The organism is Microbacterium sp. STRO-2N (assembly GCF_057747775.1).
In genome coordinates this window covers 1,394,945-1,413,652 of the sequence record NZ_CM173223.1, presented here as the reverse complement: position 1 = coordinate 1,413,652, position 18,708 = coordinate 1,394,945, and the positions used below count along the sequence as shown (strand labels likewise).

Below are 18,708 nucleotides of genomic sequence, written 5' to 3'. Positions count from 1 at the left end.
ACGGGGGTCGTACCCAGGGTGCTGGTGCTCACCCGACGATTCTACGGGCGGCCCCTGGACGCCGGCCCTGTGCCGGCTTGCACCGCCCGGGCACGAGAGGACCGCATGACGACGTTCCAGGCCGCCGCGATCCCCGGCGAGCCGCCGCCGCCCGACTCCGTGGCGCCGCGCGACTCGACCTCGCAGGCTCCGACGTCCGTCGCGCGGCTCGGCGACACCATCCGCGGCTTCATCCAGACGTGGGGCTCGGTGTGGGTCGAGGGCGAGATCACCACGTGGAACCTGCGCGGCGGCAACGTGTTCGGCCGCCTCAAGGACCTCTCGACCGATGCGACCATCGCGTTCCGGATCTGGTCTTCGACGCGCGAGCGGCTTCCCGCGGACCTCAAGGTCGGCGACCACGTCATCGCGTGCGTCAAGGCGGACTTCTTCGTCAAGACCGGCGACTTCACCTTCGCCGTGTCGGCCATGCGGCACGTCGGCCTCGGCGATCAGCTCGAGCGCCTCGAGCGCCTGCGAGCCCAGCTTCGTGCCGAAGGCCTCTTCGACCCCGCACGCAAGAAGCCGATCCCGTTCCTCCCGCACGTGATCGGGCTCATCACCGGGGCGAACTCGGATGCCGAGAAGGACGTGCACCGCAACGCCGAGCTGCGCTGGCCGCAGGTGACGTTCCGCACCAAGCACGCGGCCGTGCAGGGCGACCGCTGCGTGCCCGAGACGATCGCCGCGCTCAAGGCGCTCGATGCCGCGCCCGACGTCGACGTCATCATCATCGCCCGCGGCGGCGGCGACCCGCAGAGCCTCCTCGGGTTCAGCGACGAGCGCCTGCTGCGCGCCGTCGCCGCGGCATCCACTCCCGTCGTCAGCGCGATCGGGCACGAGAACGACCACCCGCTGCTCGACGACGTCGCCGACCTGCGCGCCTCGACCCCGACCGACGCGGCCAAGCGAGTGGTGCCGGATGTCGCCGAGCAGCGCGCCCTCGTCGGGCAGCTGCGCGCACGCCTGACCATGCGCCTGACGCAGCGCGTCACGCACGACATCGCGCAGCTCGAGCAGCTGCGTTCCCGGCCGGTGCTGCGCTCCCCCGACACGCTCCTCACCACGCGGTCTCACGAGATCGAGCTGCTGGCCGCGCGCGGCCGCGACCGGATCGACCGCGCCGTCGAGGCCGGCGCCCGGCGCACCGCCGAGCTGCGCGCCACGCTCCGCGCACTGTCGCCGGCGTCGACACTCGCCCGCGGCTACGCCATCGCGCACCTCGAGGACGGCGTCATCGTGCGCGATGCGGCGCAGGCTCCGGCATCCACTCCCGTCGTCGTCACCGTCGGACGCGGCTCGTTCGCCGCGCGCTCCGAGGGCGAGGTCGCGGAAGAGGGGGCCGGGCAGTCCGCCGAGGCGAGCGAAGCCCCGGCCGGGCCCGCCGAGAAGCCGAACTAAGATATCCGGTATGACCGAGTCCAGCGGCGCCGCCACCGACGTCGCGGCTCTCTCGTTCGAACAGGCGCGTGACGAGCTCGTGCGCGTCGTGGCCGAGCTCGAACAGGGCGCCCCGACGCTCGAGCACTCGCTCGCGCTGTGGGAGCGCGGCGAAGCGCTCGCCGCGCGCTGCGAGGAATGGCTCGTCGGCGCCAAGCGGCGCCTCGAAGCCGCCCGTGCGTCGGCCGAGCCGGGCGGGAGCGCGGACGCGTGATGGCCCGGGGTCCGCGTGTCGTCGCCGAGCTCGGTCGTCCCGAGACGCCCGAGGAGGCCGCCGCGCGCAAGGCGGAGTCCTCTCGCGTCTACCGCTCGAGCCAGAACACGCGCAACCTCGTCGCCGCCCTCCTGGTCACCCTGGCCGTCGTCGCCGTCATCATCTTCGCCGTCCCGCGCGGCACGCCGCCTCCGCGTGAGGCGATCGACGTCGCGGCGGTCTCGGAACGCATCGGCGAATCCGAGGGACGCCTCGCGATCGCGCCCGAGATGTCGGACGACTGGATCGTCAACAGCGCGCGGCTCGAAGGCGACGGCGCGGTGCGCACATGGACCATCGTGTACGCGCCCGACGACGAGGAAGAGCGCGGATTCCTCCGCGTCGCCCAGGGGTTCGATGCTGACGAGTCGTGGCCCGCGCGCGTGCTCTCGGGAGCGGCGCCCGTCGACACCGTGACCATCGACGGTGTCGAGTGGGACCGCTACGAGCTCGATCCCGCGCGCACCGCGAACGTCTCGGTCGCCCTCGCCACGACGGCGGGCGCCGACACCATCCTGATCTACGGCGCCGCCGAGCCCGACGCCCTCGAGGGCGTCGCCGCCTCGGTCGCCGACGACATCGCCGTATTGCGCGAGGAGGCCGAGTGACCGACCCGACGACCCATGCAGAGCCGGCGCCCGCCAAGGCGTGGCGCGAGATGCAGCGCGGCAACGTGCGCTTCGTGGCGGGCGAACCTCGTCATCCCCGACAGGACGTCGACCGGCGGCACGAGCTCGCCGGCGGTCAGCGTCCGCGAGCCGCGCTCTTCGGCTGCTCCGACTCGCGACTGGCGGCCGAGATCATCTTCGACAAGGGCCTGGGCGACCTCTTCGTGGTGCGCAACGCGGGCCAGGTGATCTCGGACTCCGTCGTCGGCAGCCTCGAGTACGCCGTCGCCGTGCTCGAGGTTCCGCTCATCGTCGTGCTCGGTCACGACGAGTGCGGTGCGGTGCGGGCGGCGATCGACAGCACCGACCCCGACGCGGCGCCTCTGCCCCCGCACATCTGGCGGCTCATCTCGCCCATCGTGCCGGCGGTGCGCCGTGTGCAGCGCGCGGCGACCGTGGACGGCGTCGCACCGCAGACGATCGACGCGGAAGAGGTCGGCCGCGAGCATCTGCGCGACACCGTCGCGGAGCTGCTGCATTCCTCCGAGCTCATCAGCGACGCGGTTGCGGAAGGGCGCCTCGCCATCGTGGGCGCGAACTACCGCCTCAGCGAAGGCACCGCCGTCCCCGACGTCGTCGTCGGGATCGCCGAGCCCGTCTGAACCAGAATTCCCGAACCCTGTACCCACATGTGAGGAACGACGACGTGACCGACACCGAGTACCGCATCGAGCACGACACCATGGGCGAGGTGCGCGTGCCCAAGAACGCCCTCTACGCCGCGCAGACCCAGCGCGCCGTGGAGAACTTCCCGATCTCGGGCGACCCGCTGGAGCCTGCACAGATCGCGGCGCTCGCCCGCATCAAGAAGGCCGCCGCCATCGCGAACAAGGAGCTCGGCACCCTCGACGCGGCGATCGCCGACGCCATCGCCGGCGCCGCGGACCGCATCATCGCCGGCGAGTTCGCCGACCAGTTCCCCATCGACGTCTATCAGACCGGCAGCGGCACGTCGTCCAACATGAACATGAACGAGGTGCTCGCCACGCTCGCGTCGCACTCCCTCGGCGCCGCGGTGCACCCGAACGACCACGTCAACGCCTCGCAGTCCTCCAACGACGTCTTCCCGACGTCGGTCCACATCGCGGTGACGCAGGAGATCATCGACGACCTCATCCCCGCGCTCGACCACCTCGCCGTCGCTCTCGAGGCCAAGGCCGAGGCGTGGAAGGAGGTCGTGAAGTCGGGCCGCACCCACCTCATGGACGCCACCCCGGTCACGCTCGGCCAGGAGTTCGGCGGCTACGCCCGGCAGATCCGTCTCGGCATCGAGCGGGTGCAGGCAGTCCTTCCCCGCGTCGCCGAGGTGCCGCTCGGCGGGACCGCCGTGGGCACCGGCATCAACACGCCGCTCGGCTTCCCGCAGCGGGTCATCGAGCTCATCGTCGCCGACACCGAGCTGCCGATCACCGAGGCGAAAGACCACTTCGAAGCCCAGGCCAACCGCGACGCGCTGGTCGAGGCATCCGGCGCCCTGCGCACGATCGCGGTCTCGCTGACGAAGATCAACAACGACCTGCGCTGGATGGGCTCCGGGCCCAACACGGGCCTCGGCGAGCTGCACATCCCCGACCTCCAGCCCGGCTCGTCGATCATGCCGGGCAAGGTCAACCCCGTCATCCCCGAGGCGACGCTCATGGTGTGCGCGCGGGTCATCGGCAACGACGCCACCGTCGCGTGGGCGGGCGCGTCCGGCGCGTTCGAGCTGAACGTCGCCATCCCGGTCATGGGCACCGCCGTGCTCGAGTCCATCGAGCTGCTCGCGAACGCATCGCGGCTGCTCGCCGACAAGACGATCGACGGCCTCGAGGCCAACGTCGAGCGCGCAGCCGCGTACGCGGGCATGTCACCCTCGATCGTCACGCCGCTGAACAAGCTCATCGGCTACGAGGCGGCGGCGAAGATCGCGAAGCACTCGGTCGCCAAGGGCATCACCGTGCGCGAGGCCGTGATCGACCTCGGATTCGTGGAGCGCGGCGAGGTGACGCTCGAGCAGCTCGACGAGAAGCTCGACCTCCTCTCGATGACGCACCCGGGCTGATCGCGTCTGGCGTGCCGGAAGATCCGTCGCGGCGGGATAATCAGGGAGTGGCCCACTCGCCCCGCCCTATACCCGCACGCGTCAGGATCCTCGCGGCGATCCTCGCTGTCGCGTGCGTGGGCCTGGCGATCGTGGGGAGCGTGACCTTCCTCGTCCAGCGCGAGCAGGCCATCGAGGCCGTGAACGCCCGGCTCAACGCGCAGGTGCAGCAGCTGCAGGACTTCGCCGACGACCCGCAGGTGGAAGAGGCGGGCGCCGGCGCGAACCGCGCGACCGAGGAGCTCGACATCAACGACTTCGCGTCGATCGACGAGTACCTGCGGGCGGTCGTCGCCCGGCTCGTGCCCGCGCGCGGTGAGGCGTCGGTGGCTCTCCTCGACGGGGTTCCGCGCTGGGTGCCGCAGACGCTGTCGGGCTTCGACATCTCGCGCAACGACGAGCTCATCGACCGGGTCATCGCCGAGACCGGCGACGGAACGGCCAAGAGCGGCACCGCCGTGACCGACCAGGGCACGCTGCGGTACATCGCGATCCCGGTCTCGATGCCCGGAGATCCGCGGCCGGGACTGTACGTCCGTGCGATCGACCTCGGCGCCGAGCTGCAGCCGGTGACCCTCGCGATGACGACGTACGTGGTCGCCGCCGTCGCGGTGCTCGCCGCGATCGGAGTCGTCGGCTGGTTCGTCACCGGGCGCCTGCTCTCCCCCATCCGCCACCTGCGCGAGACGGCGGACGCCATCTCGATCGACGACCTGTCACGGCGTCTCTCGCCGCACGGCAACGACGACATCGCCGACCTCTCGCGCACCGTCAACTCGATGCTCGACCGGCTCGAGGGCTCCGTCGACGTGCAGAGGCAGCTGCTCGATGACGTCCGTCACGAGCTGAAGACGCCCATCACGATCGTGCGCGGGCACCTCGAGCTCATGGACCCCCGCGACGCCTCCGACGTCGCGTCCGCGCGCGACATCGGCATCGCGGAGCTGGACCGGCTCGCGCGCCTCGTCGAGGACATCGACCTGCTCGCGGCGGCGGAGGCCGACGCCTACACGATGGACAAGGTCGACGTCGCGTCGCTCACCGCTCGCGTCGGCGAGCTCGTCGCCGTGATCCCCGGGCACGTGTGGACGGTCGAGGCGCATGCTGACGGCATCGTCACCGGAGACACCGACCGGCTGCTGCAGGCCTGGCTCCAGCTCGCCGACAACGCCGCCAAGTACACGCCGGCCGGCTCCCCCATCGAGATCGGAAGCGCCACCGACGCGGATGGCACGCATCTCTGGGTGCGCGACCACGGGCCCGGCATCCCGGCGAGCGCACGCGTTCGCATCTTCCGCCGCTTCGATCGCGCGCACGGCAAGCGGACCGTGGGCGGCTCGGGGCTCGGCCTTGCGATCGTCGACGCGATCACCAAGGGTCACGGCGGCCACTGCGCCGTGACCGACACCCCGGGCGGCGGCGCCACCTTCACCATTCACCTGCCTCCCGCTGAGGTGGAACTGCCGGCTCCCGTCCGGGCCGGCGACGTCGTGCTGCAACGGGAGGCATCAGGATGACCAGGATCCTCATCGTGGAGGACGAGCCGCGCATCGCGGCGTTCGTCAGCCGCGGACTGGAAGCCGCCGGCTACGAGACCACCGTCATCGAGGACGGCGCCGAAGCCCTCGAGGCCGCGCTGCGCGGCGACGGCGACCTCGTGCTGCTCGATGTCGGGCTTCCGACCATGGACGGGTTCGAGGTGCTGCGCGAGCTGCGCTCGCGCGGCTCGGGCATCCCGGTGATCATGCTCACCGCCCGCTCGAGCACCCGCGACACCGTCGAAGGACTCGACGCAGGTGCGAACGACTACGTCTCCAAGCCCTTCACGTTCGAAGAGCTCCTCGCGCGGGTGCGCTCACGGCTGCGCGAGAACGTCCCGCAGCAGGGCGTGGCCATCTCGCACGGCGACGTCACCCTCGACATCCTCGCCCGCCGGGCGACCGTCGCGGGGCGCGAGATCGATCTGTCTGCGCGCGAGTTCTCGCTCGCCGAGCAGTTCCTGCGCAATCCCGGCCGCGTGCTCAGTCGCGAGCAGCTGCTCAGCCGCGTGTGGGGGCTCGACTTCGATCCCGGCTCGAACGTCGTCGACGTGTACGTGCGCTACCTGCGCGGCAAGCTCGGCTCGGACCACATCGTCACCGTGCGGGGCGCCGGCTACCGCTGGGAGTGACCCCGCAGCCCGGATGCGACACCCGGCGAGTCTGTAGCGGCGCGCGAAGAAGCCCCCGGTGTTGGGGGACACCGGGGGCTGGGAAAGGCCGGACTGGGGGATCCGGCCGATTACCGATCGCGTCTGTCTGGGGAGTCGCGCGATCGATCCTTCTTCGCGCCGCCGCGGGTGGAGTCCGGGGACTCCGTGCGGTCGGTCGAGCCCGCGTTCGCGGGACGTTCTGGGGCGGGGGCCGACGGCGGGACGAGCCCGGCGTCCGGGGAGTCCGGCTTCGGCTGGTCGTCCTCGCGGGGACGATCGCGGTCCGCTGCTGCGCGCTCCTGTTCCAGCCGCGCGATCCACTCCGCGATGCGCTCCTGCGACCAGCCGTGGGCGAGAGCCCACGAGCGCACCGCTTCCCACGTGCCCGCCTTCACCGACTCCTCGACGGCGGCGTTCGCACTCGAGGGCGTCTCGGGCGCGGCCGGAGCCTGCGGAGCGGGCGGGACCACGGTGGTGGAGTCCTCGGTGCCGTCGCCGGTGTCGGCGCCGGTGCCAGTGTCGGCGCCGGTGCCGTCGTCGGTGTCGGTGCCGTCGACGACGATGGGTGCGGGCGCTTCCACGATCTCAGGCTGCGCCGCCGCCTCGGGTGCAGACTCCGCCACGACAGTCGTCGGGGAGGCGGGATCCCCCGCTGGTGACGCCGCGGGCACCAGCACCCGGGCCGAGGCGACGCTCGATCCCGGTGACTCGGCCAACGCGACGGCGTTCGTCAGGGCGACCGCGCAGACGACGGCGACGCTCGCCGCGACGGTGGCCATGCCACCGAACACGAGCCCCGTGCGTGCGTCCACGTTGTTCCCCCTCCGGAAATAGCTCCTCCACCATGGTGACAGACGCGCGACCGGCGAAGCGCCGCGAAGCGATGAGACTTCTTTCATGCGCACCGGCACCGAATCGGTGCCGCGACGGTCGTGAAGCGGCGACGAGAGGGGCCGGGATGCGGCATCCCGGCCCCTCTCGCGCACGATCGGGTGATCGTCAGGCGAGCTCCCCGGCCTCCAGGAGCTCGGTCACGAGCGCCGCGATCGCCGAGCGCTCGGAGCGGACGAGCGTGACGTGACCGAACAGGCCGTGCCCCTTGAGCGTCTCGATGACCGAGGCGACGCCGTCGTGGCGTCCGACGCGGAGATTGTCGCGCTGACCGACGTCGTGCGTGAGCACGACGCGCGAGTTCTGGCCGATGCGGCTGAGCACCGTCAGGAGCACGTTTCGCTCGAGCGACTGCGCCTCGTCCACGATCACGAACGCGTCATGCAGCGAGCGCCCGCGGATGTGCGTCAGCGGCAGCACCTCGAGCAGGCCGCGCTCGATGACCTCGTCGAGCACATTGCTCGACACGACCGAGCCGAGCGTGTCGAAGACCGCCTGTCCCCACGGGTTCATCTTCTCCTGCTGGTCGCCCGGGAGGTACCCCAACTCCTGCCCGCCGACGGCGAACAGCGGCCGGAACACGATGATCTTGCGCTGCTGCTGACGCTCGAGCACGGCCTCGAGGGCCGCGCACAGCGCGAGCGCGGACTTGCCCGTTCCCGCCCGCCCGCCCAGCGAGACGATGCCGACCTCGGGGTCGAGCAGCAGGTCGATCGCGATGCGCTGCTCGGCCGAGCGCCCGTGCAGGCCGAACACCTCGCGGTCTCCGCGTACCAGCCGGTACTCGCCGTCGCCGACCACGCGGCCGAGCGCCGATCCGCGCTCGGAGTGGATGATGAGGCCGGTGTTGACAGGCAGGCCGCGGACGTCTTCGCTGACCGCGATCTCGCTCTCGTACAGGTCGCTGACGTCGTCGCCCGACACGTCGAGTTCGGCGATGCCGGTCCAGCCCGAGTCGATCGCCTGCTCGGCCAGGTACTCCTCGGCGGTGATGCCGAGCGAGGCGGCCTTGACGCGCATGGGGAGGTCCTTCGAGACGACGGTGACCTCCTGCCCGTCCTGGGCGAGGTGCATCGCGACGGCGAGGATGCGGCTGTCGTTGTCTCCGAGGCGCATTCCCGACGGCAGCACGGTGGCGTCGGTGTTGTTCAGCTCCACGCGCAGCGTGCCGCCCTCGCCCACGGGGACGGGGAAGTCCAGCCGCCCGTGCTCGACGCGCAGCTCGTCGAGGTGTCGCAGCGCCTGCCTCGCGAAGTACCCGATCTCGGGGTCGTGCCGCTTGCCCTCGAGCTCGGTGACCACCACGACGGGGATCACGACGTTGTGCTCGGCGAAGCGGAAGAACGCCCGCGGATCGCTCAGCAGCACCGACGTGTCGAGCACATAGGTGCGGAGCTGCTGATCCTGCTCCCCGACCTGCTCGAGATCCTGACTGCGCTGCTTGTGTGGTGCTCGTGTGGTCACAACCCACTCCCGCCCCGGGTGGAGAACCCGGCAGTCACGAGTCGACCATGGGCCACGAGTCGCGATCCAGAAGGCCGACTCGACCGGGCGCTCTGCCCGATGTGATGAACGTACGTCTCCCCGCCGACATCCCGTGCGCACGACACGCACGGGAATGTGACGCGACGGTGAATTCCGGATGCCGCAGCCGCGGCATCCGGAATCACCACACGCGCGTGGACGAGAAGGCCGCGAGCGCGTCGCCGAACAGCCGCAGCGTGTCCGCACCGGTGCCCACGTGGGGGGCGACGCGGATCCGCCCGGCCCGCGTCGTCACGGTCAGGCCGTGATTGGCGAGCGAGGCCGCGAGGGGCGCGGCGTCCTGCGCGGCGGGCTCCAGCGTGACGATGCCCGCACGCCGCTCGGGCTCGCGCGGCGTGACGACGGGGATCTCGTAGCGGTCGGCGAAGAAGATCACATCGGCCGTGCGTGCGGCCAGCTCCGCCTCGATCGTCGCCACACCGACGTCGACGATCTCGCGCAGCGCCGCCGCGAGTCGTGCTGCCGCCAGCGTGTCGTGGCCGGATACCGCGAACGCCTGCGCGGAAGGCGCGGGCGGAGGAACGACGTCCAGGGGCAGATCGCCCTCGACCCCCCGGAATCCGGACAGGACGGGCGCGATGCGCTCCAGGGCGCGGTCGCCGAACCACGCGAACCCGGTACCGCGGCCCGCGCGCAGCCACTTGTAGCCGTGGCCGCACACCACATCGGCGACGGAATAGTCGACGTCGACCATGCCGAAGCCCTGGATGGCGTCGACGATGAGCAGCCGGTCCCCGATGACGTCGCGGAGCGCGGGAAGGTCGGCGCGGTAGCCGGTGCGGAAGTCGACGAGACTCACCGCCAGCGCGCGAGTGTCGTCCGTGAGCGCCTCGCGCACCAGGTCGGGCGTGATCAGCCCGTCCGCCGGCTCGAGCCACTGCAGCTGGATCGCTCCCAGGGCGTCCGCCGCGCGGGTTGCGGCGACGGTGAGGCTCGGGAACTCGCCGCGTCCGAGCATCAGACCGCCGGTCAGTCCGTAGATGGCATGCATGAGCCCGTACGTCGTCGAGGGCTGCAGGGCCACGTGCGAGGCGTCCGCTCCGAGGAGCCGGGCCGCGAGTTCGCGAGCCTCCACGACATGGGCGTCGACGAGTTCGATGCTCGTGCGGCGCCCCGAGCCGAGCAGCTCGGTGTCGCCCTGCGCCTCGGCGCGCACGACGGGAGCGAGCGGTCCGAACGCGGCCCAGTCCAGATACCCCGGTTCCCCATCGAACGACGCCAGATACGAGTCCAGATCCGTCACGCGGATCATTCTGGCAGAACGCCCGCGTCCGCCGTTCGCCGGCGCCTATCCCCCGAACCGGCGGTCACGCGACGCGAAGTCGCGGATCGCGCGGAGGAAGTCCACCTCGCGGAGATCGGGGCCGAGCGCCTCGACGAAGGAGAACCTCTGTGTGGGACAGACGGGCAGTCACCCCCCGAACCGGCGGTCACGCGACGCGAAGTCGCGGATCGCGCGGAGGAAGTCCACCTCGCGGAGATCGGGGCCGAGCGCCTCGACGAAGGAGAACCTCTGTGTGGGACAGACGGGCAGTCACCCCCCGAACCGGCGGTCACGCGACGCGAAGTCGCGGATCGCGCGGAGGAAGTCCACCTCGCGGAGATCGGGGCCGAGCGCCTCGACGAAGGAGAACCTCTGTGTGGGACAGACGGGCAGTCACCCCCCGAACCGGCGGTCACGCGACGCGAAGTCGCGGATCGCACGGAGGAAGTCCACCTCGCGGAGATCGGGCCCGAGCGCCTCGACGAAATAGAACTCCGAGTGCGCGGACTGCCACAGCAGGAAGTCGCTGAGGCGCTGCTCCCCCGACGTGCGGATGACGAGGTCGGGATCCGGCTGGCCGCCGGTGTAGAGGTGCTCGCCGATCTGCTCGGGGGTGAGGCTCGCCGCGAGCTCCTCGAGCGACCCGCCCTCGACCTGATGCTGGGCGATGATGCTGCGCACGGCGTCGACGATCTCGCCGCGGCCGCCGTAGCCGACGGCGAGGTTGACGTGCAGCCCGGGGTGATCGGCGGTGCGGCGCTCAGCGTCGGCGAGCACGCGTGCGAGATCCTCCGGCAGCGCATCGGCGCGGCCGACGTGCTTCACGCGCCAGTCCCGCTCGTGCGAGAGCTCGTCGGCGAGCTCGGCGATGATCTCGATGAGGTCCGAGAGCTCACGGGAGTCGCGCTTGCGGAGGTTGTCGTTGGAGAGGAGGTAGAGCGACACCACGCGTATGCCGACGTCATCGCACCAGCGCAGGAACTCCCGCATCTTGGCTGCGCCTGCCCGGTGACCGTGCGCGGCGGACTCGTAGCCCAGCTGCCGCGCCCAGCGCCGGTTGCCGTCGATCATCATCGCGACGTGGCGGGGCACCGTCGCGGGGTCGAGCCGGCGCCGTAGCCGGTTGATGTAGAGGCGGTAGAGGGGCCCTCTGCCCTCGTTCGCCGATCCGCGCGCCACACGCCTACGCTACCTCGGCGCGGCCGGGGTCCCTAGCGGTGCACCGGGTGTGGCATCCGTCGCGGTCCGCATGTGCCCCACTCGGCATGCGTCGCGGCCTACGCTGGGCACATGAGCCGCCGTCGCCGCCTCCCCGACGCTCCCGAAGTCCCCGTGCTGCCGCTCATGGACGCCGCCGCCGTGGATGCGGCGGCGCCCGAGATCCGGCCGTCGTGGCGCGGCTGGATCCACGCCGCCACGTTCCCGGTGGCGATCGCCGCCGGCGTCGTGCTGATCGTGCTCGCCCAGGGCGCGCCCGCGAAGTGGGCGTGTGCCGTCTTCATGGCGACGTCGCTGCTCCTGTTCGGCAATTCGGCGATGTACCACCGCTTCGACTGGAAGCCGAAGACGAAGGCGATCCTCAAGCGGATCGACCACGCGAACATCCTCCTGCTCATCGCGGGGACGTATACCCCGATCGCCACGCTGGCGCTCCCGCCCGAGAAGGGGATGCTGCTCCTCGTGCTGGTGTGGAGCGGCGCGCTGCTCGGCATCCTGTTCCGGGTGTTCTGGATCCACGCGCCGCGCTGGCTCTACGTCGCGCTCTACCTGGTGCTGGGGTGGGCGGCCGTCATGTACCTCCCCGACCTCTTCGCCGCGAACGCCGCCATGATGATCCTCGTCATCGTGGGAGGACTGCTGTACACGGCCGGCGCGGTCGTCTACGCGCTCAAGCGCCCGAACCCGTGGCCCGGTCACTTCGGCTTCCACGAGATCTTCCACGTCTGCACCGTCGTGGCGTTCCTGTGCCACTGGACCGCCTGCCTGCTGATCGCGCTGGATCCCCTCTCGCCGTCACTCGGACTGCCCGGCTGACGCGACAGGCGCCGACGGCGATGGATGCCGCCGCTCAGCGTCGCGCGGGCGGCTCGTCGTCGCGGGGGTCGATGCTCTGGTCGTCGACGTCGGTCGCCTCGACGGCACGAGCAGCCTGCTCTTCGGCATCCAGCTCCTCCTGGATGTCGGCGCGCACGCGCCCTCGCCGGATGCGGCGCATCATGTCCCACACCAGGAACACGACCGCGAGTGCGACGAGCGCGGTGATGACGAAGCCCCACACACCGGGGGTGACGAGTTCGGGATCGGGCTGCGTCGGCGTCGGCGACGGGGTCGCCGCGGCGTGGACCAGTGCGGCGAGCGCGTGGTGCATGGGTGTCCTCGCTCTGCTCGCGGGGCGAGCCGTCGGGGGTGTGCGGGGCCGAGCGCAGGAGCGCATAGCCTGGAGTCCAGCCTAATCTTCCGGCGGATGGCCCGAGACTCAGGAGAGGCATGACGACGCAGGACCTGCTCGACGACCGGTACGGCCGCCGCCGTTCCCCCGCGCGCCGCTGGCTGCTCGCGGTCGTCTCGCTCATCGTCGTGGCGGGCGTCGGCTACGTCGGATGGTCGATCGTCCAGGGCACCCTCGAGGCGGTCGACGCCGACACGACGTCCTTCGAGGTCGTCGACGAGCACTCCGTGTCGCTCGGATTCCAGATCACCTCTCCCCCCGGCCGCGACGTCGCCTGTGCGATCGAGGCGCAGGACGAGGAGCACGGCGTCGTGGGATGGCGGGTCGTCGAGATCCCGGCATCCGAGACGCACGCCCAGGCCTTCCGCGAGACGATCCCGACGACCGCGCTGGCCACGACGGGCTTCGTGAACTCGTGCTGGGTCGTCGCGGGCTAGTCCCGGGGGTTTTGCCCGAATCGGCGCGGTGACGTAGTCTGTCGGGACTGCAGTCGATACGCGCCCTGGCCGTGAGCCGGGGCGTTCGGTTTATCGACCGTCCCCTGCCGACCGAAGGAGTCAGCCGTGTCGAACGACGCCCCCGTGACCTTCCTGACCCAGGATGCCTACGACCGCCTCGCGGCGGAGCTCGAGCACCTCTCGACGACGGGCCGCGAAGAGATCGCCAAGCGCATCGAAGCCGCACGCGAAGAGGGCGACCTCAAGGAGAACGGCGGCTACCACGCCGCCAAGGACGAGCAGGGCAAGCAGGAGGCCCGCATCCGGACCCTTCAGCAGCTTCTGAAGACCGCCAAGGTGGGCGAGGCACCCGAGAGCAAGGGCGTGGTCGAGCCGGGCACCGTCGTCACGGCGATCATCGCCGGCGGCGAAGAGGTGTTCCTGCTCGGCAACCGCGAGATCGCGGCCGGCTCCGAGCTCGACGTGTACAGCGAGGCGTCTCCGCTGGGCGAGGCCATCCTCGGTCGCAAGGAGGGCGAGAAGACCTCCTACACCGCGCCCAACGGCCGCGAGATCACCGTCGAGATCGTTAAGGTCGAGACCTACAACGGGCAGTGACCGGGCCCCGCACGGCGAGCCGGCGCGGGATGCCCCCTAGTCCGGCACGACGGTCGGCGTGAACCCGGCCTCCTCGAGCACGGCGATGACGTGCGCACGGTGCTCCTCGCCCCGCGTCTCGACGCTCAGCTGCAGGAAGACCTCGCTGATCTGAAGCCCCTGCCCGTGGCGGGTGTGCAGCACCTCGATCACGTTGGCACCGGCGATCGCGAGCAGCTCCGACACGCGTGCGAGCTGCCCGGGACGATCCGGCAGCGGGATCCGCAGCGTCATGTAGCGACCGGATGCCGCGAGCCCGTGCGCGACGACCCGCTGCAGCAGCAGCGGATCGATGTTGCCGCCCGAGAGCACGCTCACGGTGGGGCCGGTCGCGGTCACCTTTCCTGCGAGGATCGCCGCCACTCCGACCGCGCCGGCGGGCTCGACGACCTGCTTGGCGCGTTCCAGCAGCACCAGGAGCGCGCGCGCGATGTCGTCCTCCGACACCGTGACGACATCGTCCACCAGGTCGCGGATGATCTCGAAGGGCAGGTCGCCGGGCCGTGCCACCGCGATGCCGTCGGCGATCGTCGGCTTGGTCGCCACCTCGATCGGATGCCCCGCCTTGAGCGACGCCGGGTAGGCCGCGGAGTTCTCGGCCTGCACCCCGATGATGCGGACGGTGCGCCCTTCCGCCGCGGCGCGCGCCTTGACGGCGGCTGCGACTCCGGCGACGAGGCCGCCGCCGCCGATGCCCAGCACGACGGTGTCGAGGCCGGGCACCTCGTCCATCAGCTCGAGGCCGAGCGTGCCCTGCCCCGCGATCACGTCGGGGTGGTCGAACGGGTGGATGAACACCGCGCCGGTGCGCTCGGCGAACTCGGCCGCCAGACGCAGCGGCGTCTCGACGGTCGCGCCCTCCAGCACCACGTCCGCGCCGTAGCCGCGGGTCGCCAGGAGCTTCGGCACCGGCACGCCGAGCGGCATGAAGATCGTCGCCGGGATGCCGAGGGCCTTCGCCGCGAGGGCGACGCCCTGAGCGTGGTTGCCGGCCGAGGCTGCCACGACGCCACGCGAGCGCTCCTCGGGCGTGAGCCGCGACAGGCGGTAGGTCGCCCCGCGGATCTTGAACGACCCGGTCCGCTGCAGGTTCTCGAGCTTCAGATACGCCGGGACGCCGAGGATCTCCGAGAGGTGCTGAGACGCCTCGAGAGGCGTGTGGGAGATCACGCCCTCGAGCACGGCCGCGGCATCCTCGAAGTCCGCGAGAGTCGGCGAGGAGGGACGGGTGCGGGAGGCGGCGGCTGTCATGCGCGGGCCCTTCTCGTGCGGGGCACGGTGCTCCAGATGAGATCGCCGGACGGTTCCGCGCCCGTCTTCCAGGCCTTCTGGGCGACGTACACGGCGACGACGTTGACGAAGGCGGCGATCGGCACTGCGAACAGCGCGCCCGGGATGCCGGCGATCATCGCACCGCCCGCGACGACGAGGACGACGGCGAGCGGGTGCACCTTGACGGCCGATCCCATGAGGAGCGGCTGCAGCACGTGACCCTCCAGCTGCTGCACGCCCAGCACGACGACGAGCATCCACAGCGCGATCCACGGTCCGTTGTAGACGAGGGCGAGGAACACCGCGACGGCCCCGGTCAGGACGGCGCCGACGATCGGGATGAAGGCGCCGAGGAAGACGAGCACTGCGACCGGGATGGCCAGCGGGACCTGGAGCAGGAATGCACCCAGCCCGATGCCGACGGCGTCGATCGTGGCGACGAGGAGCTGCGTGCGGGCATAGTTGACGACGGTCGTCCACCCCGCGCGACCGGCGCCGTCGGCGGCGGGTCGCGCCTTCTTCGGGAAGAGCCGCAGCGTCCAGCGCCAGATGCCGGCGCCGTCGGCGAGCAGGCACAGCAGGATGAAGAGCGACAGGATCGCCCCCGTCGCGACGTGGCCGAGCGTCGTGCCGATCGCCAGGGCGCCCGACCACAGCAACTCGGCCTGCTCCTGCAGGAAGGACCAACCCTGGTCGAGCAGGCCGTCGATCTGCTCCTCGGTGAGGTGCAGCGGACCGTCGATGAGGTACTGGCGGAACTGCTCCACCGCGGTGACGGTGCTCGCCTGCACCGACTCCCACTGGCGGGCGATCTGCCATCCGACGAGCCACAGGAGTCCCGCCACGATCGCGAGCGTGCCCAGGATCGAGATGAGGATCGCGAGCCACTTCGGGACGCGGTGACGCAGCATGAAGGCGAACGCCGGCCACAGCAGCGCGGTGACGAGGATGCCGATGAGGAGCGGTATGACCAGCAGCTTGAGCTGGATCACGAGCCAGATCGCGACACCGATCGCGGCGGCGACGACGAGGAACCGCCACGAGTAGGCGGTCGCGATGCGCAGTCCCTGCGGGATCGAGCCCGAGAGATCTGTCGATACGACGCGGTTCCGGTCGCGGATGGCGTCGAACAGCGAGCCGCGGGGCTTGTCGTCGGGGCCGCTCATCCCGCCAGTCTAGGCGCGTCGCATGCCGCCGCGGTGATGCGTGGGCGGACGCCGGGCCCCCGGGATGTCGGAGCCGCTGGTTAGGCTGGCGCCCGTGAGATCGTCACTCAGCGCCGCCGAGGCTCGCCGCATCGCCCTCGCCGCCCAGGGGTTCGCCAAGCCCCGCCCCGCGTCGGCCGGGACGCGTCAGCTGAACGGCGCGCTCGCGCGCATGGGGACGCTGCAGATCGACTCCGTCAACGTCTTCGCGCGATCCCACTACATGCCGTTGTTCTCGCGCCTCGGCGTCTACGACACCGCTGCACTGGATCGCCTCCTGTTCGCACGCCGAGCACCGTACGTCGAGTACTGGGCGCACGTCGCGGCCTTCATCCCTGCCGCCGACTGGGGCCTCTTCCGCTTCCGCATGGACGACCTGCGGGCCAAGTACGGTTCGAAGCCCGGCGGGTGGTTCGACACGCATCGCGAGATCGTCGACTGGGTCCGCTCCGAGCTGGCCGAGCGCGGTCCGCTGCGTCCCGCGCAGATCGAGCACGACGCCAAGAAGGGCGCGCGGGGGCCGTGGTGGGACTGGGACGTCGTCAAGCACGCGCTCGAGTACATGTGGCTGTTCGGCGAGGTCGCGATCGCGGGCCGGCGCGGCTTCGAGCGCAGGTACGCGCTCGCCGAGCACGTCATCCCCTCCGACGTCCTCGCCGCGCCCGTGCCGCGCGACGACGCCGTGCGCGAGCTCGTGCGCCGGGCCGCCCGCGCGTACGGCGTCGCGACCGCGGGCGATCTCGCCGACTACTGGCGCATCCGCGACCGCAAGGCGGTGCTCGCCGCGATCCGCGAGCTCACCGACTCCCGTGAACTCCAGCCGGTGACCGTCGCGGGCTGGACGTCGGCGGGCCGCCCGACCGCGGCGTGGCTGCATCGCGATGCCGTCGTGCCGCGGCGGATCGAGGCGGCAGCGGTCCTGACGCCGTTCGACCCGGTGGTGTGGTTCCGCGACCGTGCCGAGCGGCTCTTCGACTTCGAGTACCGCATCGAGATCTACACGCCCGCCCCCAAGCGCCGCTACGGGTACTACTCGCTCCCGGTGCTCATCGACGACGATCTCGTCGGGCGCGTGGACCTGAAGGCCGACCGCGGTGCGTCGACGCTTCTCGTGCAGTCCGCGTGGTGGGAGCACGGCAGGCCGACGGATGCCGCACCGCGGCTCGCCGAGCAGCTCGAGCTCGCCGCGCAGTGGCAGGGGCTGGAGTCGGTGTCGATCTCGCGCTGGGGCGACGCGGTCGATGACCTCGCCCGCGTGATGCCGGCCGCCGCCCGTCACGATGGCGGCCCCGCGCAGGCGGCGGCTCTCGCCGACGACGAGCCGGCGGAGCTCGCTCCGGCCGAGCTCGCCAGCTAGCGTGGAGAGGTGAAGCGAGCAGCCATCGTCGGCATCGCCGCAGCCGGCGTGGTCGTCCTCGCCGGCGGCGGCCTCGCCTGGTGGGCGGTCTCCCGCGGACAGTCCGCGGAGGACGCCGCGCGTTCGTATCTCTCGGCTCTCGCGGCGGGCGACCTCGGTGGCGTCCAGGCGATGCGGGAGCCGCTGCCCGACACGCAGGAGGAGCTTCTCGAGCAGGCGTTCCTCGGCGCGTCGGCGTACATTGCCGATCCGCGCATCGACGAGCTGGCCGAGCAGGGCGACGGGATCGTCGAGGTGCGCGCCTCGGCGGAGCTCGGCGGTGCGCGCAAGGACATCCGGTTCGAGCTCGAGAGCAGCGGATCCGGCTGGACCCTGGTCGGCGACCAGGCCGGCACTCTGACCGTCGACGCGGCGGTCGGGGACGGCGTGCCACTGGACTGGGTGCTCGTGGGCGATGCGCTCGCACCGACGGCGACGCCGCTCGCGCTGCTTCCTGGCGAGTACGCCGTCGCAGCCGCGCCGCGCGGCATCCTGGAGGGCTCGGCCGAGGCCGCCGTCGGCACCGGGGAGCCGACGACCGTCTCGCTCACCGCAGCGCTCGCTCCGGACGCCGCGTCCCGGGTGCAGGAGCAGCTCGACGCGTACGCCGAAGCGTGCGCCGAGCCGGCTGCAGCCGTCCCCGAGCACTGCGGCATCGTCGTGCCGTGGGCGGCCGACCTCGCCTCGCTCGAGCGGATCGCCTTCCGCATCGAGCAGTACCCGACCGTCGCGGTCTCGGCCGACGCACGGTCGTTCGATGCGACGGGCGGCGTGCTGGTCGCGACGGCGCACGGCATGACGCGCGACGGCAGCACGGCCTCGTTCACGTACCGCGCCGACGATTGGGCCCTGCGTGGCACGATCGCGCTCGACGGCGAGCGGACCGTGCTCAGCGTCCGATGACCGGTCGCGGGCGTGCGC

Annotated in this window: 19 protein-coding genes and 1 pseudogene; 12 read left to right on the top strand and 8 right to left on the bottom strand. The window is 71.5% G+C overall.

Annotated features, from left to right (window positions below; all coding sequences use genetic code 11):
* Nucleotides 1-105 precede the first annotated feature (105 nt).
* From xseA to AC3ANN_RS06435, 7 genes are all read left to right on the top strand, one after another.
* Complete coding sequence (gene xseA, locus AC3ANN_RS06465) at nt 106-1,440, top strand: exodeoxyribonuclease VII large subunit (protein ID WP_488340160.1); 1,335 nt, start codon at nt 106-108, stop codon at nt 1,438-1,440.
* Nucleotides 1,441-1,450: 10 nt separating this feature from the next.
* Nucleotides 1,451-1,693 (top strand): exodeoxyribonuclease VII small subunit, encoded by a 243-nt coding sequence (locus tag AC3ANN_RS06460; protein WP_488340159.1) that lies wholly within the window; start codon nt 1,451-1,453, stop codon nt 1,691-1,693.
* A complete protein-coding gene (locus tag AC3ANN_RS06455) occupies nt 1,693-2,340 on the top strand; it encodes a DUF4245 family protein (protein WP_488340158.1) in 648 nt (215 codons plus the stop codon). The genes AC3ANN_RS06460 and AC3ANN_RS06455 overlap by 1 nt, the downstream gene beginning before the upstream one ends.
* A 50-nt stretch (nt 2,341-2,390) precedes the next feature.
* Nucleotides 2,391-3,002 (top strand): carbonic anhydrase, encoded by a 612-nt coding sequence (locus AC3ANN_RS06450; RefSeq protein WP_488340793.1) that lies wholly within the window; start codon nt 2,391-2,393, stop codon nt 3,000-3,002.
* Nucleotides 3,003-3,046: 44 nt separating this feature from the next.
* On the top strand, nt 3,047-4,441 hold the full coding sequence (locus AC3ANN_RS06445; RefSeq protein ID WP_488340157.1) for a class II fumarate hydratase: 1,395 nt from the start codon (nt 3,047-3,049) through the stop codon (nt 4,439-4,441).
* Between the two features lie 140 nt (nt 4,442-4,581).
* The gene (locus tag AC3ANN_RS06440) at nt 4,582-5,997 is read left to right on the top strand and encodes a sensor histidine kinase (RefSeq protein ID WP_488340156.1); all 1,416 of its coding nucleotides are present in this window, start codon (nt 4,582-4,584) and stop codon (nt 5,995-5,997) included.
* Nucleotides 5,994-6,650: a response regulator transcription factor gene (locus AC3ANN_RS06435; protein ID WP_488340155.1), complete on the top strand. Its 657-nt coding sequence runs from the start codon at nt 5,994-5,996 to the stop codon at nt 6,648-6,650. Before AC3ANN_RS06440 ends, AC3ANN_RS06435 begins: the two co-directional genes overlap by 4 nt.
* A gap of 110 nt (nt 6,651-6,760) precedes the next feature.
* Here the strand turns inward: AC3ANN_RS06435 and AC3ANN_RS06430 are convergent, their stop codons facing one another.
* From AC3ANN_RS06430 to AC3ANN_RS06410, 5 genes and pseudogenes are all read right to left on the bottom strand, one after another.
* Nucleotides 6,761-7,483 carry a hypothetical protein gene (locus tag AC3ANN_RS06430; protein WP_488340154.1) on the bottom strand — a complete coding sequence of 241 codons (723 nt, stop codon included), beginning with the start codon at nt 7,481-7,483 and terminating at the stop codon, nt 6,761-6,763.
* A 187-nt stretch (nt 7,484-7,670) separates the two neighbouring features.
* Nucleotides 7,671-9,026: an RNA 5'-3' helicase PhoH2 gene (phoH2, locus tag AC3ANN_RS06425; RefSeq protein ID WP_488340153.1), complete on the bottom strand. Its 1,356-nt coding sequence runs from the start codon at nt 9,024-9,026 to the stop codon at nt 7,671-7,673.
* 202 nt (nt 9,027-9,228) lie between these two features.
* Nucleotides 9,229-10,359, bottom strand: a complete 1,131-nt coding sequence (locus AC3ANN_RS06420) for an aminotransferase class V-fold PLP-dependent enzyme (protein WP_488340152.1) — start codon at nt 10,357-10,359, stop codon at nt 9,229-9,231.
* Between the two features lie 159 nt (nt 10,360-10,518).
* Nucleotides 10,519-10,617 (bottom strand): annotated as a pseudogene (locus AC3ANN_RS06415) (isoprenyl transferase); the annotation flags it as partial.
* Between the two features lie 147 nt (nt 10,618-10,764).
* Nucleotides 10,765-11,550 (bottom strand): isoprenyl transferase, encoded by a 786-nt coding sequence (locus tag AC3ANN_RS06410; protein ID WP_488340151.1) that lies wholly within the window; start codon nt 11,548-11,550, stop codon nt 10,765-10,767.
* Between the two features lie 111 nt (nt 11,551-11,661).
* Here AC3ANN_RS06410 and trhA point away from each other — a divergent pair, with 111 nt between their 5' ends.
* Entirely contained in the window at nt 11,662-12,405 is a 744-nt protein-coding gene (gene trhA, locus AC3ANN_RS06405; RefSeq protein WP_488340150.1) for a PAQR family membrane homeostasis protein TrhA, read from the top strand.
* A gap of 34 nt (nt 12,406-12,439) precedes the next feature.
* Here the strand turns inward: trhA and AC3ANN_RS06400 are convergent, their stop codons facing one another.
* Nucleotides 12,440-12,739, bottom strand: coding sequence for a hypothetical protein (locus tag AC3ANN_RS06400; protein WP_488340149.1), 300 nt, complete (start codon nt 12,737-12,739; stop codon nt 12,440-12,442).
* A gap of 119 nt (nt 12,740-12,858) precedes the next feature.
* Here AC3ANN_RS06400 and AC3ANN_RS06395 point away from each other — a divergent pair, with 119 nt between their 5' ends.
* Nucleotides 12,859-13,257 (top strand): DUF4307 domain-containing protein, encoded by a 399-nt coding sequence (locus tag AC3ANN_RS06395; protein ID WP_488340148.1) that lies wholly within the window; start codon nt 12,859-12,861, stop codon nt 13,255-13,257.
* Nucleotides 13,258-13,383: 126 nt separating this feature from the next.
* A complete protein-coding gene (gene greA / locus AC3ANN_RS06390) occupies nt 13,384-13,875 on the top strand; it encodes a transcription elongation factor GreA (protein ID WP_488340147.1) in 492 nt (163 codons plus the stop codon).
* A gap of 36 nt (nt 13,876-13,911) precedes the next feature.
* Here greA and ilvA read toward each other — a convergent pair whose 3' ends face one another.
* Nucleotides 13,912-15,165: a threonine ammonia-lyase gene (ilvA, locus tag AC3ANN_RS06385; protein ID WP_488340146.1), complete on the bottom strand. Its 1,254-nt coding sequence runs from the start codon at nt 15,163-15,165 to the stop codon at nt 13,912-13,914.
* A complete protein-coding gene (locus AC3ANN_RS06380; RefSeq protein ID WP_488340145.1) occupies nt 15,162-16,352 on the bottom strand; it encodes an AI-2E family transporter in 1,191 nt (396 codons plus the stop codon). Before AC3ANN_RS06380 ends, ilvA begins: the two co-directional genes overlap by 4 nt.
* Nucleotides 16,353-16,446: 94 nt before the next feature.
* Here AC3ANN_RS06380 and AC3ANN_RS06375 point away from each other — a divergent pair, with 94 nt between their 5' ends.
* Both AC3ANN_RS06375 and AC3ANN_RS06370 read left to right on the top strand, forming a co-directional pair.
* Nucleotides 16,447-17,748 carry a winged helix-turn-helix domain-containing protein gene (locus AC3ANN_RS06375; protein WP_488340144.1) on the top strand — a complete coding sequence of 434 codons (1,302 nt, stop codon included), beginning with the start codon at nt 16,447-16,449 and terminating at the stop codon, nt 17,746-17,748.
* A gap of 9 nt (nt 17,749-17,757) precedes the next feature.
* On the top strand, nt 17,758-18,690 hold the full coding sequence (locus tag AC3ANN_RS06370; RefSeq protein ID WP_488340143.1) for a hypothetical protein: 933 nt from the start codon (nt 17,758-17,760) through the stop codon (nt 18,688-18,690).
* Nucleotides 18,691-18,708 lie beyond the last annotated feature (18 nt).